This window comes from Vitreimonas sp., from assembly GCF_036392335.1.
Lineage (GTDB): Bacteria > Pseudomonadota > Alphaproteobacteria > Caulobacterales > Aquidulcibacteraceae > Vitreimonas.
Genome location: NZ_DASVYD010000032.1, coordinates 31,135 through 50,350, shown reverse-complemented (window position 1 = coordinate 50,350; position 19,216 = coordinate 31,135). Strand labels below are relative to the sequence as shown.

The following is a 19,216-nucleotide window of genomic DNA, read 5'->3' as shown; positions in this document are numbered from 1 at the left end:
CCCTTCGCCTCGCTAAGCTCGGCACTTCCCCCGCAAGCGGGGGAAGAGTCGGGCGGACCACAGACGCCGTAAGGCATTGCTCATCCTCTCGAACCCTAGACAACTAGGTGGGCGCCAGGTGCTGCAGACCAGGGTCCGCGACAGAGCCAGCTCCCGAGAGAGATGATACGGTCCCAGGGATGATGCGCCTCTCGCACGCCGCAGTAACCGCCCGAGGCTGAATCTAGGCGCGGCGAGCGCTTCGCTCAAGCGGCGCCGTGTGCGACCAGCGCGCCGACGCGGCCACGTTCGTCGTTCACCGGCGCGCTGCGTGCATCAAGCCGCGCTTCGACCACCATGTCCGTCAACCGCTCGATCTCCTCGCGCGCCAAGGCGAGGGCCGCACTGGTGGCCTGGGTCTGGTCGAGAAGCGCCAAAGCCGTCAGGACAAGCCGACGCATCGCGTCCTCGTCGCCGGAGAACCGGGCCAGTCGCGCATTGAGCGCTTCGGCCAAATCCTCGAGCCGGCGCTGGTCGCAATCGGCGCATTCAATGGTGAATTGCTGGTTCGCTACGTTCAGGACAGCCTGCATCAGACGTCCTCCTCCCTCGCCGCTGCACCGAGCGCACGGACCGGACCGGCCAGCGCCTCAGCTACAACATCAGCGTCAGCGCCTGGTTCCAACGCGTCGAGCCGCGCCTCGATTGTGCTCAAGGCTTGGTTCAGCGCGCTCGCCTGGGCGGCGTGCGCCTCGTTTGGGGAATCTCTTCCCATTGCGACGAAATGTTACGGGATTGATCGATTCGTTGAAAGCCTGCTCTGCGGTTCCGGGCATGGACGCGGGGGCGGTACGGGTCTAATCCCACGCCCACACTCACAATTCAAAATCAGGAGCGGATGCCCATGGGCGTGAAGGTTGCGATCAACGGGTTCGGACGCATTGGCCGCAACGTGCTGCGCGCGATCTACGAGACGGGCCGCACCGATATCGAGGTGGTCGCGATCAACGATCTGGGCCCGGTCGAAACCAACGCCCACCTGCTACGCTACGACAGCGTCCACGGCCGTTTCCCGGGCGAAGTGAAATCGGGCGAGGACTGGATCGATCTCGGCAAGGGCAAGATCAAGGTCACCGCGATCAAGAACCCGGCCGAGCTGCCGCACAAGGATCTGGGCGTCGACATCGCGCTTGAGTGCACCGGCATCTTCACCGCCCGCGATAAGGCCGCACTCCACCTCGACGGCGGCGCCAAGCGCGTGATCGTTTCGGCCCCGGCGGACGGCGCGGACTACACGGTCGTCTATGGCGTGAACCACCAGGGGCTGACGAAAGATCACGTCGTGATCTCGAACGCCTCGTGCACCACGAATTGCCTCGCGCCCGTGGTCAGCGTTCTGCATGACGCGATCGGCATCGATCACGGCATGATGACGACGATCCATTCCTACACCGGCGACCAGCCGACGCTCGATACGCTGCACAAGGATCTCTATCGCGCCCGCGCCGCGGCGTTGAACATGATCCCGACATCAACGGGCGCCGCCAAAGCGATCGGCCTCGTGATCCCGGACCTGAAGGGCAAGCTCGACGGCATCTCGATCCGCGTGCCGACGCCGAACGTCTCGGTGGTGGATTTCAAGTTCGTGGCCAAGAAGGCGACGACGAAGGAAGAGATCAACGCCGCGATCAAGGCCGCCGCTGACGGCCCGCTCAAGGGCATTCTCGGCTACACCAACGCGCCGAACGTCTCGATGGACTTCAACCACGATCCGCATTCGTCGATCTTCCACAACGATCAGACGAAGGTGATGGAAGGCAAGTTCTGCTCGATCCTCACCTGGTACGATAACGAATGGGGCTTCTCGAACCGCATGGCCGACACGGCTGTGGCGCTGAGCAAGCTGATCTAAAGCTAAGAGGCGCTCTTGCCGCAGGGCGTTCCCTCAAAGCTCGCATGACGTTATCAATGGACTCGCTCGGAGAGGAGCTTCCATTGAGCGATTGGGATGCCGAGATTGACGCCGCAACAGCGTCCGCACGCGCCGAGGCGCGAAAGCGGCATCAAGCTGCCGAGCGCCGACGCGCCGTCGGCGTTTTGGTCCTCCGTGTTACGGTGGTTGTTGCTGGCGCCGGGGTGATAGCCTGGGCCTGGTCGACCGCAAGTGCATCGGAGATGGCTCTGATCTGCGCTGTCGTGTTAGGCATCGTGGCGGTCGTCTTAGCGCCGAACCTTGTTGAGCGAGTAGTCAGTCACGCGACTGCGGGAGTCGTTGGGTGTGCCGGACTCGCATTGGCTGTGGTCTTTGTCGTCGCGATAGCTGCCGGTGCCGTCATAGGTATCGGATATCTGCTCGGCGTAGGCATCAATCTGGCGCAATGACTTTCCCGACTTGGCACTGCTTACTCACTACCACTGCCCCCCCTCCCGTCGAGGGAGAGAAAGAGTGAAATTCCCCCACCTCACCCCGGTCGCCAAAGCGCAGCTTTGGGGTTTGCTTGTGGGCACGGCGCTGGCGGTGCTGGCGTGTGAGCGCTGGGAGCTTGGCTATCGCATCATGCTGATCGTCGGGGCGCTGGCTTGGGTCTTAAGCGAGCGCTTCCTCGCGCCGCGGCTCACCGGCTCAGGCTGGCGCACGATCGCGGCGGGCGTCGCCAGCGGCATCGCGTTTCCGTGGATTGGCGTGGTAGCCGCGGTGCTGCTGAACGCGTTGCGCCCGTAGGGCGAAACGCGCGCCGATTGGTTGAACGCACAAGCGTTGCGTTGCGCCAATGATCAAAGTGCGGACATGGCCGCACGCCGCTTGCCAGATGTCTATGTCGCCGCCGGCGATCTTGCGTTCGCGATCGCAGCATTCGCGTGCGGGCTATTCAGCGCGCCGCTTGAAATCGCGATCGTCGCCGCGTTCGGCATGGTCGCGTTCTGGCTTACCTCGCGCCGACCCATCCTCGACCGGCTCAAGGGCCGCGCGTTTTTTCGGATCAGCGCACTCGCAATCGCGGTCTTGCTTACCATATTGAGCGGCGCGTACTGGCTTGGCCTTGGAATAGCCGACGCGCTTTAGGGGAAACGTCCAATATGAGCAAAGTTTCGATGTACGCGGCCAGCGCGCCGACGTTTACGCGCATGCTGAAAAATCTCGCCGCGATGCTGAACAAAGCCGAAGCGCACGCGAAGGCGAAGAATTTCGATGTCACCACGCTGCTGAACGATCGCCTCGCGCCAGATATGTTCACGCTGATGCGCCAAGTGCAGATCGCCACCGATCACGCCAAGGGCGCCATGGCGCGTCTCGCGGGCGAAGTGCCGGAAACGATCGAAGACAAGGAAGTCACGCTCGCCGATCTGCAAGCGCGCATCGCCAAAGTGATCGGCATGGTCGAGAGCTTTAAGCCCGAGCAACTCGAAGGCGCCGAGAACCGCGAAATCAGCATTAAGATTCCCGGTTCGGAACTCAAATTCGACGGCCAGACCTATCTGAACACCTGGGCGCTGCCCAATTTCTATTTCCACGTCACCATGGCCTACGCGATCCTGCGCCACAACGGCGTCGATCTCGGCAAGAAAGACTTTTTGATGAGCTGACGCGGATGATGCGTAAGCCCAACATCCGCTCGGCGCTGACCGATGTCGTGTTCGTGGTGCTCGCGTTTATCGCGGGCGTCGCGAATGCGCCTTTGGCGTATGCCGGCCTGATCGCGCTCGGCTCCGCCCTCGTCTGGGCCTGGACGCGGCGGACAGCACTCGCTTCCATGCCTTTGGCGCGGCGCGCGACAAATACTGTGCTGGCGCTCGCCATGATTGGCGCTGTAATGATCGTCTTCTATGGGATCGGCCGCGCCGCTGGAGGACATTTATGAGCTTTCGTCGCATTGAAGATGCGCCTGCGAACAAAACAGCGCTGGTCCGCGTGGACTTCAACGTGCCGATGGCCGATGGCGCGGTGAGCGACGATACGCGCCTGCGCGCGGCTCTGCCGACGATCCAGGCGTTGACCGCCAAGGGCTGCAAAGTGGCCCTACTCGCGCACTTCGATCGCCCGAAGGGCAAGCGCGTGCCGGAGATGTCGCTGAAGCCGGTGGCCGCGCCGCTCGCCGCATTGCTCGGCGCGCCGGTGGCGTTCGCCGATGATTGCGTTGGCACGGAAGCAAAAGCCGCGATCGATGCGCTGCCCGCCGGCGGCGTGGTCCTGCTGGAGAACACACGCTTTCACGCTGGCGAAGAGAAGAATGATCCAGAGCTCGCCAAGCAAATCGCGGCGCTCGGCGATTTCTACGTGAACGATGCGTTCTCTGCCGCGCACCGCGCGCATGCCAGCACGGAAGGCTTGGCGCATCTGCTGCCCGCCTACGCCGGCAAGCAGATGGAGCGCGAGCTCGATGCGCTCGACGCCGCACTCGGCACGCCGAAGCGCCCCGTGCTCGGCATCGTCGGCGGCGCCAAGGTTTCGACCAAGCTCGATCTTCTGCAAAACCTGATCAACAAGCTCGACAAGCTCGCCATCGGCGGCGGCATGGCCAACACCTTCCTTTACGCCCAAGGCGTGGAGATCGGCGGCTCGCTTGCTGAAAAGGACATGGCCGACACCGCGCGCGCGATCATGGAAGCGGCCAAAGGCAAGTGCGAAATCCTGCTGCCGGTCGATGTGGTCGTGGCGAAAGAGGTGAAGCCGCACGCCGAAGCCCGCATGACCGGGCTCGACGACATCGGCGCGGACGAGAAAATCCTCGATGCGGGGGAAAAGACCGTGCGCAAGCTGCGCGAAGCGATGAAGCATTCGCACACCCTGATCTGGAACGGCCCGCTCGGCGTATTTGAGGTGCCGCCGTTCGACCAAGCCACGGTGATTGCCGCTCAGGAAGCCGCGGAACTCGCGAAAACCGGCAAGCTGATCGCCGTCGCCGGCGGCGGCGACACGGTGGCGGCTCTCCATCATGCGGGTGTGGCGGACGACATGACCTTCGTGTCCACAGCCGGCGGCGCCTTCCTGGAATGGATGGAAGGCAAGCCCCTGCCAGGGGTCGAGGCGCTGAAGCGCTGAGCGCCCCTGCGGCAACCGAGCACAGGCAAAATTGCCCCCATTTCCACACCCGGCTTGGCGTTTTGCGCGGAGCCGGGCTAAACCCGCGCGATCCAAGCACAGGCGGCGGGGTCACCCGCCCTCAACCGAACACGCGGGGCAGACGACGTGAATCTCGACGCATTGAATAAAGTCGCCGAAGCCATGGTGGCGCCGAGCCGCGGTATCCTGGCGGCCGACGAATCCACCGGCACGATCAAGAAGCGCTTCGACGCGATCAGCGTCGAAAACACCGAGGACAATCGCCGCGATTATCGCGAATTGATGTTCCGCGCCAAAGAGGCGATGCAATTCATCTCCGGCGTCATCCTGTACGATGAAACCATCTGGCAAAGCGCCAAGGACGGCACGCCGCTGGTGAAGCTGATCGAGCAAGCCGGCTCCATCCCCGGCATCAAGGTCGATGAAGGCACGCGTCAGCTCGCGGGGGCCAAGCCGGGTGAACTGATCACCAAGGGTCTCGACGGCCTCGATAAGCGCCTGCCGAAATATTACGAGCAAGGCGCGCGCTTCGCCAAATGGCGCGCGGTGATCGATCCGACCAACGTCTCCTATGCCGGCGTGCTCGCCAACGCACACGCGCTCGCGCGCTATGCAAACCTCTGCCAAGAGTTCAACATTGTACCGATCGTCGAACCGGAAGTCCTTATGGACGCCGACAACGATATCGACACCACCTACGCCGTCACCGAATGGGTGCTGAAGGAAGTTTTCCAACAGCTCTATTATCTGAACGTGCCGCTCGAAGGCATCGTGCTGAAACCGAACATGATCGTGCCGGGCAAGAAGGCCGCCAAGCAAGCCAGCGTCGATGAGGTCGCTGAAAAAACGATCCGCTGCCTGAAGGCGTGTGTCCCGAGTGCGGTGCCTGGCATCGCTTATCTCTCTGGCGGCCAATCGGATGAACTCGCGACCGCGCATCTCTCGCGCATGAACGAGATCGGCGGCTTCCCGTGGAAGATGACGTTCTCTTATGGCCGCGCGCTGCAGGCCGCGCCGCAAAAAGCCTGGAGCGGCAAGGCGGAGAACGTTGGCAAAGCGCAGGCCGCCTTCCTGCACCGCGCCCGCATGAATGGCCTCGCCAGCTTGGGCAAGTGGAACCCAAGCTTGGAAAAGCAGGCGGCGTGACGCGCGAACGCTGCCGCCTCTATTTGATCACGCCGCCAACGTTCGAGTTGGCGGCGTTTTCGCTTGCGCTGGCAGATGCCCTCGCCGGCGGCGACGTCGCTTGCGTGCAATTGCGTCTGAAGGATGCGGCGGACGACGAAGTACTGCGCATCGGCCGCGCGCTCATGCCGATTGTGCAAGCGGCGGATGCGGCTTTCATTCTAAACGATCGCCCCGACCTCGCCGCGAAGCTCAACGCCGACGGCGTGCATGTCGGTCAAGATGACGTCAGCTATGCTGAAGCGCGACGTCTTCTGGGCAAGGAGCGTATCGTCGGCGTGACCTGCCATAATTCTCGCCATCTCGCGATGGAAGCGGCCGAAGCTGGCGCGGATTATGTCGCGTTCGGCGCGTTCTATCCGACAGGCACCAAGGAACCGAAGCACTGGGCCGAGCCCGAGATCCTCGAGATCTGGGCCGAGATCGCAGAGACCCCGTGTGTCGCAATCGGCGGCATCACAGTTGAGAACGCCGAGCCGCTGGTGCGGGCGGGCGCGGACTTTCTCGCCGTATCTGCCGGCGTCTGGACGCACCCGGCGGGTCCGCGCGCTGCCGTGGCGGCCTTCAACGCTGTGTTTGACCGGTTGGCAGGCTAAGCTCCGCGCAAACTTGCGCCGGAGCCGCCATGACCAACGCGTTCGATGACCTGCTTTCCCAATTGCGCCAGCGCGCCAAGCAGCGGCCAGCGCCAGACGAGACCATCGCTCCGCGCACTTTCGCCGACAAAGCCGCCGATAGGATCGCCGAAGTGGTCGGCTCCTGGCGCTTCATCGTCATTCAAAGCGCGTTGTTGCTTGCGTGGATCGTATTCAACGCGATCAGCAGCGACCGGGTCGACCCCTACCCCTTCATCCTGCTGAACCTGCTGCTCTCATTCCAGGCCGCTTACACCGCGCCAATCATCATGATGAGCCAGAACAGGCAAGCCGACATTGATCGTCAACGCGCGATCGAGGACTACGACATCAATTGCAAAGCCGAACTCGAAATCGAAACGCTGCACCAAAAGATCGACCTGTTGCGCGAGCAAGAAATCGCGCAATTGACGGCCGCAGTGGATCGGCTGACCAAGATGCTGGAGGCGAAGGGTTAAACGTCCTGCGACCAGTTTGACCCGCGCACCCGCGCCAAATGCCGCTCGAACAATGCCTGCTCCAGCGCATCGCCATTGCCTTCGAGGAAGGCGTGCTTTTGCCAATAGCCGCGCCCAGGGCGGCCGGTGTCTTTGCTGACGACCAGCACGTCGAGCGGCGGCTCGCGGCGGCGGCGGTTTTGTTCGGCGATGGCGTCGAGCGCGCCCCAAAGCGAGTGCTGATCAAACTCACCGATGCGAATGTCCTCCGCCTCCGCCGCTTCGCGCAGCGCGTTCTCGGCTTCCTTATACGTGAATGGCGGCCCGCCGGAGCGCGCGCGCTCAACCAAGAGCGAGCGCAGAACGGCGACCATCTCTTCTTTCTGACCACCCGCGCGCAGCCGCGCATTGCGGGCAAGGTTTCTCTTGCCGAGCAAGGTCTCCAGCTTGCCAAGCACCTTTTGAATCTCGGGATGATCTGGCGCACCGCTCCATTGCGTAAGGTCGGCGGCTTGCACGGCGTCGAAGGGCGCTACAAGCGCGCACGGCGCCAGCATCACCGGCACGAGGATGCCGCGCTCTAGGCCGATCTTCGCTTCGCGCGTCACCCAATGCGAGGAGACGGCCGCGAACGTCCAGCACACAATCATCGCCTGGGCCGCGGCGATCTGCTCCTCGATCCGCCGCTCCCATTCGGCGCCCACCTCGATACCGGCGTCAAACCAGACCGGCAGATCAAGGTCCAAGAGCAGCGTGTAGAGCGCCTCCACGCGGGCTTTGTCCTCGCGCTTGTAGGAAATAAAGACGTCGCTCAAGGTTAAGCCTCCGGCCTAAGAGCTTGGAATCGCCCCGCTTCCCCCGCGCCGAGCCTAGGCTGCGCGCGCGCCCCTCGCCAGTAACCGTACAGGGCTAGGAAATCGCCCCGAACCCGCCTACCTGAAGGGCTCAGATTCAGGCCCGCTGGAGCTTCCATGAACTTTATCCCCACCCGCCTCGATGACGCCGAGAAAGCCCCGGCGGAGGCCCGCAACGCGCCGGACGTGATCGAAAAAGCGTTGTTCAACGCCCGTGTGGTGATGCTGACCGGCGAAGTGAACGACCTGCAAGCGCGCCGCGTCACCGAGCGCCTGTTCGCACTGGCGGCCGACAACGCTGATCCGATCACCTTCGTGATCTCCTCGCCCGGCGGCCACGTCGAAAGCGGCGACATGATCCATGACGTGATCAAATTCATCAACGCGCCGGTGCGCATGCTCGGCACGGGCTGGGTCGCCTCCGCCGGCGCGCTGATCTACGCCGCCGCCGAGCGCGAGAACCGCTATTGCCTGCCGAACACGCGCTTCCTGCTGCACGAACCGCGCGGCGGCGTGGGCGGCATGGCTTCGGACGTCGAAATCCAAGCGCGCGAAATCCTGCGCATGCGCGAGCGTCTGAACAAGATTTTCGCCGACGCCACCGGCCAACCGCTCGACAAGATCAAGCGTGACGTCGACCGCGATTATTGGATGCAAGCCGAGGAAGCGAAAGCGTATGGCTTGGTCGGCAAAATCGTGCGGAGCCAAGCCGAGATCCGGTAAAGCGCGCCAACACGGTTTGTGATCGCTTAACGCCGGCCTTCGGGCCGGCGTTTTCGTGGCAGCGTGCGTAACCCGGCTTTAAGTGCAGTTACCGTATCCTCCATTCTTGTCCGCGAAGACCCGTCAAAACGGGCGCGCGGTTGGGGTTGGTGGAGATTTATCCAATGCGCATCAAAGGTGCGGCGGCGTCGGCGTTCGCCTTGATTTTGGCAGCCTGCGGCGGCGGCTCGGCTGAGCACGGCGAAACGGACGCGCATGGCGGCGAGCACGCCGAAGCGGCTCATGGCGAAGGCCACGGCCCCTCACTGGGCCCGGCGGAAGCGCACGCGGCCGAACATGCCCCTGCCGCGCCGCATGGCGGCGACGCCAACCATTGGGATTACATGCACCAGGCCGCCTGGGCGCAGGTCGCCGGTACGTGCGGCCAAGGCCAGGAGCAATCGCCGGTCAATCTCTCCAGCGCCACGCCGATGGTGGAAATGCCCGACCTCGCCCCGCACTATTTGCCGGCGGCCGGCAATTTCGTGAACAATGGCCACACGCTGCAGTTCAATCCAGCGCAGAGCGCGGCGGCCTTGATGATTGGTCAGCAAGCTTACGGCTTTGCGCAATTCCACTTCCACTCGCCGGCTGAACACACGCTCGACCGCCGCGCCTATCCAGCCGAGCTGCACTTCGTGCATCGCAACAGCCAGGGCCAGCTCGCGGTCGTGGGCGTATTCATCGAGGAAGGGCTGGAGAACCAAGCGCTAGGCGCGCTGCTCGCGGCGATGCCCAACGGCCAGGGCGAGGAAATGGCCACCCACATCACTGCCGATCTCGCGGCGTTGCTGCCGCAAGATCGCGCCTATTTTGCTTATGCCGGCTCGTTGACGACGCCGCCCTGTAGCGAAGGCGTGCGCTGGAACGTGCTGCGCACGCCGATCCAGGCCTCCGCCGCGCAGATCGCGGCCTTGCGTGAAGCGCTCGGCTCCAGTTCGCGCCACGTGCAACCGCTGAACCAACGCACCGTGGTGCTGGGCTCCTAAGCCGATCAAACGAGCAACAACAAGCACACGCGGCGGCCAGAAATGGTCGCCGCGTTTTCGCGTTCAGGGAACCTCGTGTGTCCCGTTTTGGCGCGCCAACCTGACAAAAAAGCAAGGAAATCCGGGGCTTTTGCACTGCAGTTCGCCCTGTGCGCGTCGCATTTTCGCCCTGTGGAAAAGTAAAACGCCCGTCCGTGTCCGCGCACGCTGCGGTGTGGATGCGACCACTTTTGTTTTGCCATGACGCCCGGCGCGGCGACGCGCCCCGCGAAATAGAGAGACCAAGATGGCCGCTCGCTGGATCGGACTGTCGCGTTCGAACAAGGGAAGAGTCTCGAAGCGCGCTGAGCGCGCCTCCATCAAGCATTGCATGCACGCCGCCAGCCTCGCGAGCGTGTTGGTTGTCGCCGCGGCGATGAATTTCGCGCTCTACCCGGACGCGCTCGCCGCTGTTGTCAGTGGCGAACGTCAGATCATCGGCTTCGTTCCAGACGAACCGTCTTCAAGCGCAGTTTCGCCAGCCACACCGGTCGCGCTCAACGAAGAAGAAGTACGCCTGCTGGCCGCGACCGCCTGGGGCGAAGCACGCAGCGAAGGCGAACATGGCATGCGCGCCGTGGCGCACGTCATGGTCAATCGCATCGGCGACCGCTTCGGCGAAGATCTCGCCACGGTGATCCTCTCACCCAAACAATTCTCTGTCTGGAACCGTGGCGATCCCAATCGGCGCACGGTGATCAATCTGGCGCGCGATCCTTCAAGCGTGATCACCGATCCCGAATGGGCGATCGCCGATCGCGTTGCGCGTGAAGTGCTGAGCGGCCAGTCCATCGACCCCACCGGCGGCGCGTTGTTCTATCACACGCGCGCGGTGCGTCCGCGTTGGGCCCGCTTCGGCGAAGGCCGGCAGATCATCGGCCAGCACATCTTCTATGCCGATGTGCCGGATCCGGGCCGGCGCGAGACACCGCGCATGATCGATGTCGCGCAATATTTGGGTCAAGCGATTTCGGGTGGTGAAGCGCGCACGCAGCACGCCTCGGCATCCGCGCGGGGGCCGCGCGCTGGTCGGGTCAACGGCGTGATTCAATATGCGTCGCCCGAAGCTGCGGGCCAGGCGCTGCCCAGCGAAAGCGTGGCGACGGACGTCAACGCCGCCGCAACGCCGACGATCAATGGGGTAGCGCTCAGCGTCAGCGGAACGACGAGCCCAGCCGCGCCGTAAACAACGATCGTCGGGGCCTCTGAGTTGCTGCCCCCGAACTAGAGGGGGTCATCCGCTCGCTCACCCTTCCAGTAGTCGAGACTCTCGCCTTCTGGGAGGATGAGGCGGCCAAGATTATAGATCATGATCTTGCCGCTGTCGGGATAGACGCAAACCTCGTTGGGCGCGCGGTCGCCGATGATCATGAATTTGAACGGCGCGGCGCGATCATTGACGATGCAATGGCCCACGCGTTGGCCGGCGGGAAAGCAGACATAATCGCCGGCCTTGATCAGATAGCGCTCATCGCCCAGGCGTAGCGTGGCTTCGCCTTCAAGCGCGACGATGTGCTCTTCCTCCACCATGTGATAATGGAACGGGCAAGTCTGCTTGCCTGGCGGCACCACCTCAATCGCGATGCCGATCTTGCGCCGGTCATCTCGCGTGTTGGATAGAACCTGCGTGCGCCCGCCATAGCGGACGCCTTCGCTCCACTCTTCGACCGGAATTGAATCGATTGCGATCGGACGTTCCGGTTTGTCTTGTTGGCTCATGGCGAGGAGGAAACGCCCGAGCGCGTGAAATCGCAAACAAAAAGCGCGGACCTCTCGGCCCGCGCTTGGAGCTTGGTGCTTAGAGAACTCAGTGGCTCTCGTTACGCCAGACTTGCTTGTAGGCCAGGTACATAAGGCCCGCGAGCACGATCAGGAACGTCAGCACGACGATGCCGGTGCGCTTGCGCTGCTCCATGTGCGGGTCCGCAGCCCACTGCAGGAAGTGCGTCACGTCAGCGGCGTATTGCTCAACCGTGGTCGGCGTGCCGTCCGCGTACGCCACCGCACCTTCCGCCAGCGGCGGCGGCATGGCGATGTAGCGGCCGGCGAAGTACGGGTTCTCGTACAACGTGCCTTGGCTGGCGCCGGTATATCCCGTCAGCAGCGCGTAGATATAATCCGCGCCGCCATGACGGGCCGACGTGATCACCGAGAGATCGACCGGATAGGCCCCGCCATTCGCGGCGCGGGCCGCGATTTCGTTCGGGAACGGACGGCGGAAGTGATCTGAAATCCGACCCGGACGATCCGTGAGTTGGCCCGTGTTGGGGTCCACCGCATTGATCGTCACGCCTGCGGCGATGGCGCGAACGTATTGGTTTTCGGTCACGTCGACGAAAGTGCCCCCATGCGCCGGCGCGCCGACGTGAGGCTCAAGTTCACCGGTCTCGTGATTGCGCACCATATAAAGCGCGAACGGGCCGTTGCGCTCGCCGAGGTGGCGATAGGCCAAGTGGTCCATCGCGTGGCAGGACGCGCAGACCTGCTGATAGACCTGAAAGCCGCGTTGCACCGCGCCCATGTCGTACGCGCCGACGGGGCTGTCGAAGCTGAACGGGTGATCATGCGGATGCTCAGCGTCGCCAGCGGCGAACGCAGCGCCCACGGAGGCGACCGTGAGGGCCGCAGCGAGTGTCAATGCGCGCAGCATTAGGCGGCTCCCTGCGCTTGCTTGATGACGGGCTTGGCGATCGTGTCCGGAACGCGGCCAGGCGTTTCGCGCAGGCCGAGCACGGGCAGGAGCACCAGGAAGAAGAAGAAGTAGTAGAACGTCGCGATTTGCGAGAGACGCGTCACCGTGAAGGTGAACGGCGAATTGCGCGTGATGTTGAAGAACGGCGCGGCCTGACCGACTTCCGCCTTCGCTTCAGCGATCGCCGTCTCCAGCTCATCCGCGGTGCCGGCTGTCACCGTACGGGTCTGCACGGCGCCGCCATTGACGGCGCGAAGCGTGCCTTCAGTGGCCGACGTGCGCGTTACTGCGGTCATCGCCGCGCCCTGCTCGGCTTGTTGCGCTTGCGCCGCGGCGGCTGTGTCGGCCCAAGCAGATTCGCTGGGCGCGCGGACCGGAGCTTGCGTCACCGTACCACCCTCAACCCACTCAAGCGTGGCCGAGAACGTCGCGGGCACGAGGATCTTGCCTGGGTTCTGCCCGCCGCACCAACCGAGGATGACGCAGACGACCACGAAGATCAGGAAGAACTGGCGCGCGATCGGACGATAGCGCATCGAGCGGACGCGCGACGTATCGAGCCACGGCAGCACGAAGAGCACGCCGATCGCCGCGAACATCGCCAGCACGCCGCCCAGCTTGGAATCGATCGGGCCGATATTGAAATCGATGGCGCGCAGGATCGCGTAGAACGGCAGCAGATACCATTCCGGCACGATTTCCGGCGGCGTCTGCAGCGGGTTCGCCGGGATGAAATTGTCGGCGTGGCCGAGCGCGTCCGGCATATAGAATACGAAGGTCGCGAATAGGATCACGAACAACACCACCGCAAACAGGTCCTTGACCGTCGCGTGCGGCGTGAACGGCACCGTATCTTCCTTCGACTTCACATCGACGCCGGTCGGATTGTTCTGACCGGCTTCGTGCAGCGCCCACACGTGCAGCGCCACAACGCCCGCAATCACGAACGGCAGCAGGTAGTGCAGTGAGAAGAAGCGGTTGATGGTCGGCTGATCGATCGAGAAGCCGCCCGAGAGCCAATTCTTGATGCTCTCGCCGACGATCGGCAACGCGCCCAAGAGATTGGTGATGACGGTGGCGCCCCAGAACGACATCTGGCCCCACGGCAGCGTGTAGCCGAGGAAGGCGGTCGCCACCATGAGCAGGTAAATCACGCAGCCCAAAATCCAGAGCAGCTCACGCGGGGCCTTGTAGGACCCGTAATAGAGGCCGCGGAACATGTGGATATAGACGGCGAGGAAGAACATCGACGCGCCCACCGCGTGGATGTTCTGGATCAGCCAGCCAAACGGCACGTCGCGCTCAAGGCGCTGCACCGAGGCGAACGCCATGTCGATGTGCGGCACATAGTGCATCGCAAGCACGACGCCGGTGACGATCTGCACCACAAGGCAGAGCGACAGCATCGCGCCGAACGTCCACCAATAGTTCAAATTCCGCGGCGTCGGATAGGCGACGAAGCTGTCGTGGCCCAGCCGAATGATCGGCAGGCGCTTGTCGAGCCAACGGGTGAAGCCTGATTTCGGCTCGTAGGTCGAAGGTCCGCTCACTTGGGTTCCTCGCTTTAGCCGATACGGATGGCGGTTGGGCCGGTGAAAACGTACGGCGCAACATCAAGATTGCGCGGCGCGGGGCCACGGCGAATGCGGCCCGACGTGTCGTAATCGGAACCGTGGCAAGGGCAGAACCAGCCGCCGTAGGACGAGCCTTCGACGAAGGTCGGCACGCAGCCCAAGTGCGTGCAGCTCGCCTGCAGGATAAGCCATTCCGGGCGGCCAGCCTGGCCATCTTCCTGGATCAGGCGATCGGCATCGCTTTGCGGGTCCTTCAGGTTGGCGAAATCATCGCGCTGGGCGGCGGCGATCTCCTCGGCGGTGCGGTGGCGCACGAACACAGGCTTGCCTTGCCACATCACCTTGATCTGCTGGCCGAGTTCGACGGCGGCGAGATCAACTTCTGTGGTCGACAACGCGCGCGTGTCGGCGGCGGGATTCATCTGGTCGATGAACGGCCACACGGTCGCGCCGGCGCCCACGGCCGCGACCGATCCCGCAGCGATAAATATAAAGTCGCGACGGGTCGTGTCGTCCCCGTGCGCCTCGATGGGCTTTGCGTCAGCCACCCGCGTCTCTCCCGCGATCTTGGTACAGCGGTGAAGCTAGGCTAATCCGGGTACGCAAAGCGCGCGGCGTGGCGCCGCATGCCTTACCGATTCCCCGATTTCGCCCCGATTCTCCGGCGGCTGAGGCTCTAACGTGCGGCTGGCCCTCTATCAACCTGACATACCGCAGAATCTCGGCGCGGCACTTCGCCTCTGCGCCTGCCTTGGCGTGGCGTTGGACGTGATCGAGCCCTGCGGCTTTCCACTGACGGACGCGGCCATGAAGCGGGCGGCATTGGATTATGGCGACAAGGCCCGGGTGGCGCGCCACCCCAGTTTTTCGGCCTTTCGTGCGGCTCCGGAACGAAACAATGGCCGCCTCGTGCTGGTCGAGACCGACGGCGCAATTAGCTTCCAGGACTTCTCGTTTTCCACAGGCGACACCCTCATTCTGGGTCGCGAAAGCGCCGGCTCGCCGGGCGAGCTTTACGAGGCGGCCCAGGCGAGCGTCCATATCCCGATGGTGCGCGGCCTCAGGTCGCTCAACGTCATCACCGCCGGAACTGTGGTTTTGACCGAGGCAATGCGGCAAACCGGGGCCTGGGAGAAGTTTTGAGCATGGATGAGCGGAAGGCCCGGGCAAAGGCATGGTTCGAGGAATTACGCGACCTGATCTGCGCCGAGTTCGAACGGCTAGAGGACGAGGCCCCGGCGGACCTCTACCCAGGCGCCCCCGGGCGATTTGAACGCAAGCCTTGGCGGCGCGGCGATGGTTCGAGCGACCAGGGCGGCGGCGTGGCCGGGCTGATGCGCGGGCGCTTCTTCGAGAAGGTCGGCGTGCATGTGAGCACGGTGCATGGCGCATTCAGCCCGGACTTCGCCAAGCAGGTCAAAGGCGCTGCCGACGATCCGCGCTTCTGGGCCTCGGGCATTTCGCTGATCGCGCACCTGCGCAACCCGCACTGCCCGCCCGCGCACATGAACACGCGACATATCGTGACCACCGAATGGTGGTTCGGCGGCGGCGGCGATCTCAATCCGACGCAAGCCTATCAGCGCGATGAGACTTATGAGGACGCCCTCGCGTTTCACGCCGCCTATCGCGATGCGTGCGCACCGCACGGCGCTGACCTCTATCCGCGCTACAAAAAATGGGCTGATGAGTATTTCTGGCTGCCGCATCGCAACGAACCGCGCGGCGTCGGCGGCATTTTCTACGATCACCACAATAGCGGCGCCAAAGAAAACGATAGTTGGGAGAAGGATTTCGCGTTCACGCAGGATGTCGGGCGCGCGTTTCTGAACACCTATCCCGCGCTTCTGCGCAAGCACATGCATCAGGCCTGGAGCGAAGCCGAACGCGACGAGCAATTGATCCAGCGCGGCCGCTACGTGGAATACAATCTGCTTTACGATCGCGGCACGACGTTTGGGCTGAAGACCGGCGGGAATATCGAGAGCATCCTCTCAAGCCTGCCGCCGTTGGTGAAGTGGCCTTGATTAAATTGGCGACCGCATCCGCCAACGGCGTAGCAGCCAATAGCAAAACGCAGCTGCGACACCGCCAAGAGCGCCGACAATAACTGCACTGCCAAGGAGGCTTACTGTGGCTTCCTCGGCAAGCCCACCCAACAAGAGCACTGCCCACGCCGTGCTGATCAGCACACCAAAGGCGACAAGCCACCAGAGGCGGCGCATCGACCTTAAGCCTGCATACGTACCGCCAGTCAAAAGCGACGCAGGCAGCCCCAGCACAATGCCATAAAGAGATGTAGCCAGCACGAAGACCGGAACTTGCATAAGCGATGCCGGATTGAACTCGCCCGGGGGCTGAGTAGCGACCGCCACGGCCGAGATCAAAGCTCCAAGGAGCCCACCACCAAGCGCGCCGCCAAACACAACAAAGATGGCGATCACTTTGATCGCCCATATCGTCTTCCGTCGAGCACGCTCTTGCAGAGTCATAGGCAATACTCAGCCTAAAAATGCGTCCATCGCCCGAGCAAGCTTAAGCCAAACCCTGCGCCACAGCCTTCAGACGTTCGATCACGCTCAATTTGTCGTCCGGGAAGTCGGCGTCGATCCACCATTCCTCGACCTCGCGCAGGATGAGGCCGACTTTGGGGCCGGCGGGCACACCGGCGGTCATCACTTCATCGCCCGTCAGCGGCAGTTTTGGCGCATGCCACATCTGGCCGTGCGCGACGAGCGCGCGCCATTGCTGCGCTTTCTCACCGCCCGCGCCGGCCCAGGCCAGCATCACGCGATCGCGGAACGCTTCGTTGCCGATGCGATAGATCGCGCGCCGCATTTCGCGCAGCGACATATAGGAGGTGAGCTTCACATCGTCGCCGAGTGCGGCGACCAAGCGATCGCGCTCGTCATTGGAAAGCTTCAAGCGCCGCGCCAGCGCTTTCGCGCTTTCCTGATCCGTCAGCGCCGCCGCAACCCGCGTCATCGGATCGACGGGCAGCATCAAATCCGCCTCCAAAGTACAGAGCGCATCGAGCCGCGTCTCATTCGCCAATTCCGGCAGCGCCCGCGCGCGCACCTCGATCGCCTTCATCCCTTCCCACGACGCGCGCGGATCGGGGGCTGCGAGCATCTTCTTCACTTCCTTCCACACACGCTCAACCGAGAGCGTGTCGAGGCCGGCGACCAGATCGGCGCAGGCTTGGAGCCCATGCGGATCGATCGGGCCGCGCGCGTACCAAGCGTTGAAGCGGAAGAAGCGCAGGATGCGGAGATAATCTTCGCGCAAGCGCTGGTGCGCGTCGCCAATGAAGATCACACGGCCCTTGCGTGCATCTTCAAGACCGCCGCCAGTCGGATCGTACACCACGCCATCGGCGCCCGCGTAAAGCGCGTTCAGCCGGAAATCACGGCGCTGCGAATCCTCTTCCCAGCTTTCGGTGAAGGCCACGGTCGCGCGTCGACCATCGGTGGAAACATCGCGGCGCAAGGTCGTCACCTCGAACGGCTTGTGCCTCACCACCACCGTCACGGTGCCGTGCTCGATGCCGGTGGGATGCGCGGCGAAGCCGGCTTTCTCGGCGACCTTGACCACTTCGTCGGGCGTCAATTGCGTGGCGATGTCGATGTCATCGACCTCGCGCCCCATCAACGTATTGCGCACGCAGCCGCCAACAAAACGCGACCCGCCCGCCCGCGCCCCTTCAAGCGCTGCAATCAGCGCCTGCGTCTCCGGCGCTTTGAGCCAGGATGCGTGGGGGATGGCGGTGGTCATAATTCGTAGAGTCTCTCATACAGCGCACGGATCATGCCTGCGGTTGCGCCCCAGATGAAGTGCGGCCCGTACGACATCGCATAATAGGCCCGGCTCTGGCCCTGCCAAATGGCTTCGCGGCGCTCGAGCTTGGCGGGATCGAACAGAAACGAGAGCGGCGCCTCGAACACGCTCGCCACTTCGCGCGGATCGAGCGTCAGCTCAAAGCCGGGCTCGACCAGGCCCACGATCGGCGTGATACGATAGCCGGTGCCGGTTTCGTATTGATCCCAGGCGCCTAACGGCTCGATCCATTCGCGCCCGAGCCCGACTTCCTCGAAGGTTTCGCGCAGCGCCGTCTCCACCGCGTTCGCATCGCTTGCCTGCACGCGCCCGCCAGGAAACGAAGTCTGCCCCGGATGCGCCGGCGTCTCCACCGAGCGCTGCGTAAACAGCATCGTCCACCCTTCCGGGCGCTTGATGATCGGCGCGAGCACGGCGGCCGGCTTCAACTCGACCTCAGGCCGCACCCAATCGGGATTGAGATCGCGATCGCTCCGCGCCCGCGACGTTGCGCGATCCACAGGATCGAGCCGCGCGCGCAGCAGAGTTTCTATGTTGGCGAGATCGGGCACGTGGATCAGGTAGGCGAGGATTTGCGCCCGCGCAATCCGACCGCGGATTTTGCCCAAGCACTTGTTTGTGTGCGGCTTCGCGAAAGCCGCCGCCCAATCTAATCAACCGTGCGCCACACGCCCGCATCCTCGCATCTCACATGGAGATGCGCCCGATGCGGCGAGAAACTGACGAAGTGGTGCGAGGTTTCCTCGCACTCAACGCCCTACTCCGCGAAGAACTCCGCGACATCCGCCGCCTGTTCGCCGCGCGCGCAAGCGAGACAAAATATAATCCGAACTGGCGCCTGCAACCCCGCGCGCCGGTGGGGACGCCGAAAGGCGGTCAATGGATCAACGGCGGCAAACAAGCGCAACAGCGCCCAGCCGCTCGCCCGCCACAACCACCACGCCCAGCGCCAGCGCCGACTCCATCGCGAGTACCGACCCATCGACCGCAAATCGCGCCAAGCAGACCGGGCCATATCGCGCGCCCAGGACCCACACCGGACACAACAAGTCTGCCCCTGCGGCTCTTCAGAGTCAGCCCGCTCACGCTTGCGCTACCATTGAGCGGGGATACACCACGTCCCACAGTCACAACGCGCCTAGTAAACGGAACTATCGATCTTCTGCTCGTT

23 protein-coding genes, 1 other RNA gene and 1 pseudogene are annotated in these 19,216 nt (G+C 63.5%); 15 read left to right on the top strand and 10 right to left on the bottom strand.

Going from position 1 to position 19,216, the window contains the following annotated elements; all coding sequences use genetic code 11:
* Positions 1 to 50: 50 nt before the first annotated feature.
* Positions 51 to 210: non-coding RNA, 6S RNA (ssrS, locus tag VF769_RS07660), on the bottom strand.
* A gap of 35 nt (positions 211 to 245) precedes the next feature.
* On the bottom strand, positions 246 to 572 hold the full coding sequence (locus tag VF769_RS07655; RefSeq protein WP_331007798.1) for a cell division protein ZapA: 327 nt from the start codon (positions 570 to 572) through the stop codon (positions 246 to 248).
* Between the two features lie 311 nt (positions 573 to 883).
* On the opposite strand from VF769_RS07655, the gene gap reads away from it, so the two are divergent.
* From gap to VF769_RS07605, 10 genes are all read left to right on the top strand, one after another.
* The gene (gap, locus tag VF769_RS07650; protein WP_331007797.1) at positions 884 to 1,891 is read left to right on the top strand and encodes a type I glyceraldehyde-3-phosphate dehydrogenase; all 1,008 of its coding nucleotides are present in this window, start codon (positions 884 to 886) and stop codon (positions 1,889 to 1,891) included.
* A gap of 83 nt (positions 1,892 to 1,974) precedes the next feature.
* Positions 1,975 to 2,361: a hypothetical protein gene (locus VF769_RS07645; protein WP_331007796.1), complete on the top strand. Its 387-nt coding sequence runs from the start codon at positions 1,975 to 1,977 to the stop codon at positions 2,359 to 2,361.
* A 64-nt stretch (positions 2,362 to 2,425) separates the two neighbouring features.
* Positions 2,426 to 2,701: a hypothetical protein gene (locus tag VF769_RS07640; RefSeq protein WP_331007795.1), complete on the top strand. Its 276-nt coding sequence runs from the start codon at positions 2,426 to 2,428 to the stop codon at positions 2,699 to 2,701.
* Between the two features lie 66 nt (positions 2,702 to 2,767).
* On the top strand, positions 2,768 to 3,043 hold the full coding sequence (locus tag VF769_RS07635; RefSeq protein ID WP_331007794.1) for a hypothetical protein: 276 nt from the start codon (positions 2,768 to 2,770) through the stop codon (positions 3,041 to 3,043).
* 14 nt (positions 3,044 to 3,057) lie between these two features.
* A complete protein-coding gene (locus tag VF769_RS07630) occupies positions 3,058 to 3,564 on the top strand; it encodes a DUF1993 domain-containing protein (protein ID WP_331007793.1) in 507 nt (168 codons plus the stop codon).
* Positions 3,565 to 3,569: 5 nt separating this feature from the next.
* On the top strand, positions 3,570 to 3,839 hold the full coding sequence (locus VF769_RS07625) for a hypothetical protein (protein ID WP_331007792.1): 270 nt from the start codon (positions 3,570 to 3,572) through the stop codon (positions 3,837 to 3,839).
* Positions 3,836 to 5,020, top strand: a complete 1,185-nt coding sequence (locus VF769_RS07620) for a phosphoglycerate kinase (protein ID WP_331007791.1) — start codon at positions 3,836 to 3,838, stop codon at positions 5,018 to 5,020. Before VF769_RS07625 ends, VF769_RS07620 begins: the two co-directional genes overlap by 4 nt.
* A 147-nt stretch (positions 5,021 to 5,167) precedes the next feature.
* Entirely contained in the window at positions 5,168 to 6,187 is a 1,020-nt protein-coding gene (locus VF769_RS07615) for a class I fructose-bisphosphate aldolase (protein ID WP_331007790.1), read from the top strand.
* On the top strand, positions 6,184 to 6,822 hold the full coding sequence (gene thiE / locus VF769_RS07610; RefSeq protein WP_331007789.1) for a thiamine phosphate synthase: 639 nt from the start codon (positions 6,184 to 6,186) through the stop codon (positions 6,820 to 6,822). The genes VF769_RS07615 and thiE overlap by 4 nt, the downstream gene beginning before the upstream one ends.
* Positions 6,823 to 6,851: 29 nt before the next feature.
* Complete coding sequence (locus VF769_RS07605) at positions 6,852 to 7,319, top strand: DUF1003 domain-containing protein (RefSeq protein WP_331007788.1); 468 nt, start codon at positions 6,852 to 6,854, stop codon at positions 7,317 to 7,319.
* Here VF769_RS07605 and VF769_RS07600 read toward each other — a convergent pair.
* Entirely contained in the window at positions 7,316 to 8,113 is a 798-nt protein-coding gene (locus VF769_RS07600) for a toll/interleukin-1 receptor domain-containing protein (RefSeq protein WP_331007787.1), read from the bottom strand. The two genes, VF769_RS07605 and VF769_RS07600, sit on opposite strands and share 4 nt — an antisense overlap.
* 156 nt (positions 8,114 to 8,269) lie before the next feature.
* Between VF769_RS07600 and VF769_RS07595 the strand changes: the two genes are divergently transcribed.
* The 3 genes from VF769_RS07595 to VF769_RS07585 all read left to right on the top strand — a co-directional run bounded on the left by VF769_RS07595 (position 8,270) and on the right by VF769_RS07585 (position 11,128).
* Positions 8,270 to 8,875: an ATP-dependent Clp protease proteolytic subunit gene (locus VF769_RS07595; protein ID WP_331007786.1), complete on the top strand. Its 606-nt coding sequence runs from the start codon at positions 8,270 to 8,272 to the stop codon at positions 8,873 to 8,875.
* A 164-nt stretch (positions 8,876 to 9,039) separates the two neighbouring features.
* Positions 9,040 to 9,903 (top strand): carbonic anhydrase family protein, encoded by an 864-nt coding sequence (locus VF769_RS07590; RefSeq protein WP_331007785.1) that lies wholly within the window; start codon positions 9,040 to 9,042, stop codon positions 9,901 to 9,903.
* A 286-nt stretch (positions 9,904 to 10,189) separates the two neighbouring features.
* Positions 10,190 to 11,128, top strand: a complete 939-nt coding sequence (locus VF769_RS07585; protein ID WP_331007784.1) for a cell wall hydrolase — start codon at positions 10,190 to 10,192, stop codon at positions 11,126 to 11,128.
* 38 nt (positions 11,129 to 11,166) lie between these two features.
* On the opposite strand, the gene VF769_RS07580 is transcribed toward VF769_RS07585, so the two are convergent.
* From VF769_RS07580 to petA, 4 genes and pseudogenes are all read right to left on the bottom strand, one after another.
* Complete coding sequence (locus tag VF769_RS07580; RefSeq protein WP_331007783.1) at positions 11,167 to 11,661, bottom strand: cupin domain-containing protein; 495 nt, start codon at positions 11,659 to 11,661, stop codon at positions 11,167 to 11,169.
* Between the two features lie 88 nt (positions 11,662 to 11,749).
* On the bottom strand, positions 11,750 to 12,592 hold the full coding sequence (locus VF769_RS07575; RefSeq protein WP_331007782.1) for a cytochrome c1: 843 nt from the start codon (positions 12,590 to 12,592) through the stop codon (positions 11,750 to 11,752).
* 452 nt (positions 12,593 to 13,044) lie between these two features.
* Positions 13,045 to 14,184 (bottom strand): annotated as a pseudogene (locus VF769_RS07570) (cytochrome b); the annotation flags it as partial.
* A 14-nt stretch (positions 14,185 to 14,198) separates the two neighbouring features.
* Positions 14,199 to 14,756: a ubiquinol-cytochrome c reductase iron-sulfur subunit gene (petA, locus tag VF769_RS07565; protein WP_331007780.1), complete on the bottom strand. Its 558-nt coding sequence runs from the start codon at positions 14,754 to 14,756 to the stop codon at positions 14,199 to 14,201.
* 133 nt (positions 14,757 to 14,889) lie between these two features.
* Here petA and VF769_RS07560 point away from each other — a divergent pair, with 133 nt between their 5' ends.
* On the top strand, positions 14,890 to 15,351 hold the full coding sequence (locus VF769_RS07560) for a tRNA (cytidine(34)-2'-O)-methyltransferase (RefSeq protein WP_331007779.1): 462 nt from the start codon (positions 14,890 to 14,892) through the stop codon (positions 15,349 to 15,351).
* Positions 15,336 to 16,235, top strand: a complete 900-nt coding sequence (hemF, locus tag VF769_RS07555) for an oxygen-dependent coproporphyrinogen oxidase (RefSeq protein ID WP_414731771.1) — start codon at positions 15,336 to 15,338, stop codon at positions 16,233 to 16,235. The genes VF769_RS07560 and hemF overlap by 16 nt, the downstream gene beginning before the upstream one ends.
* On the opposite strand, the gene VF769_RS07550 is transcribed toward hemF, so the two are convergent.
* The 3 genes from VF769_RS07550 to VF769_RS07540 all read right to left on the bottom strand — a co-directional run bounded on the left by VF769_RS07550 (position 16,236) and on the right by VF769_RS07540 (position 18,653).
* The gene (locus tag VF769_RS07550) at positions 16,236 to 16,652 is read right to left on the bottom strand and encodes a hypothetical protein (protein WP_331007777.1); all 417 of its coding nucleotides are present in this window, start codon (positions 16,650 to 16,652) and stop codon (positions 16,236 to 16,238) included.
* A 91-nt stretch (positions 16,653 to 16,743) separates the two neighbouring features.
* Positions 16,744 to 17,982: a CCA tRNA nucleotidyltransferase gene (locus VF769_RS07545; RefSeq protein WP_331007776.1), complete on the bottom strand. Its 1,239-nt coding sequence runs from the start codon at positions 17,980 to 17,982 to the stop codon at positions 16,744 to 16,746.
* Positions 17,979 to 18,653: a CoA pyrophosphatase gene (locus VF769_RS07540; RefSeq protein ID WP_331007775.1), complete on the bottom strand. Its 675-nt coding sequence runs from the start codon at positions 18,651 to 18,653 to the stop codon at positions 17,979 to 17,981. Before VF769_RS07540 ends, VF769_RS07545 begins: the two co-directional genes overlap by 4 nt.
* Positions 18,654 to 19,216 lie beyond the last annotated feature (563 nt).